The 1,219-nt window shown below is 56.1% G+C and carries 2 protein-coding genes; one reads left to right on the top strand and one right to left on the bottom strand.

What is annotated here, in order from left to right; all coding sequences use genetic code 11:
- On the bottom strand, positions 1-698 hold a 698-nt coding region (locus E4021_RS17975), incomplete at its 3' end, for an IS256 family transposase (RefSeq protein ID WP_136460874.1).
- 292 nt (positions 699-990) lie between these two features.
- On the opposite strand from E4021_RS17975, the gene tnpA reads away from it, so the two are divergent.
- A partial coding sequence (gene tnpA / locus E4021_RS17970) for an IS66 family insertion sequence element accessory protein TnpA (protein ID WP_262712780.1) occupies positions 991-1,219 on the top strand: 229 nt, incomplete at its 3' end.

The raw sequence follows: 1,219 nt of genomic DNA, 5'->3' as shown, positions 1-1,219 counted from the left end.
TCCACGCAGGCGATCAGGATGTCCTCCAAGCCTCTGTTCTGCAGGTCCGTGAGCACCTGCATCCAGAACTTGGCCGACTCATTCTGACCGATGTAGAGTCCCAGCACGTCCCGATAACCTTCCTGATTAACGGCGATGATCCCGTAAACCGCCTTGGTGATTACGCGGCCTTCCTCGCGGACTTTGTAGTGGATGGCGTCCATGAAAACGAAGGGGTAAACGCTCTCTAATGGTCGGGTACGCCATTCTTCCAGCAGCGGAATAATCTTGTCGGTTACCCGCGAGATCGTCGCCGGCGATACTTCCACCCCGTACATCTCTTCCAAAAAGTCCCGGATGTCACCCAGGGAACTGCCGCGGGCGTAGAGGGTCATGATCTGTCTTTCCAGGTCCTTCGGCAACTGCTTCTGCCGCTTGCCGATTACTTTGGGTTGGAAACTGCCCGTGCGGTCGCGGGGCGTGGCGATCTCCACTTCGCCCAACGAGGTGCGGATGCGCTTCTTGCCACGGCCATTTTTGCGATTTGGTTCGTCTTTATCGGCTAAGTGAGCGTCCAGCTCACCGTCCAGTGCCTGCTCCAGAAAGGACTTGAGCAAGGGGGTGAAGGCTCCCCCCTCACCCAGCAGGCCTTCGCCCGCTTGTAGCTTCTTAATCGCCTCCTCGCGGAAGGCTTCCATATCGAATTCTTCGTTTTCCATGGTGCTTGTAGTGTGTTACGAAAGTTATTGGTTCTTATCGTGACACACTTTTTGAAACGGTCTCGAAAGGCTTCCGCGAGATAGTCCATCATCAGGCAGAAAAGCTGCCACAAACCACTAACCCCGCTTAACAGAGATTAATTAACAAAAAAAGTACTTCCGCCAACACCGCGCCATCGTCAAGCCGGCGGTAATGCTTTTGGGTGCCGAGGATGCTTTATTGGTAAGCGTCCGAGCAACCGCGTCTTTCTCTGCTGATTGGTCGGCCTGACCTTTGCTGGAAACAGCAACCATGGACAAAGCCAGCCGCATGTACGCCCTGCTGGACCGGCAAGCGACTTCGGGAAAGACCATCAAAGACTTCTGTACCACGGAAGGTATCAGCTACGCCACCTTTCACTACTGGCGCCGCCGGCGGCGGCGGCGAGACAGTCCGCAACCGGAGCCAGCGGTAGTAGGTCGCGACGGATTTATCAATCTGCGGTGCTCACCGCCGCAGGAGGGGATTACCGGCGACGCCA

Origin of the sequence: Neolewinella litorea, assembly GCF_004803465.1 — a bacterium.
GTDB lineage: Bacteria > Bacteroidota > Bacteroidia > Chitinophagales > Saprospiraceae > Neolewinella > Neolewinella litorea.
This window is presented reverse-complemented; position numbering and strand designations above follow the sequence as displayed.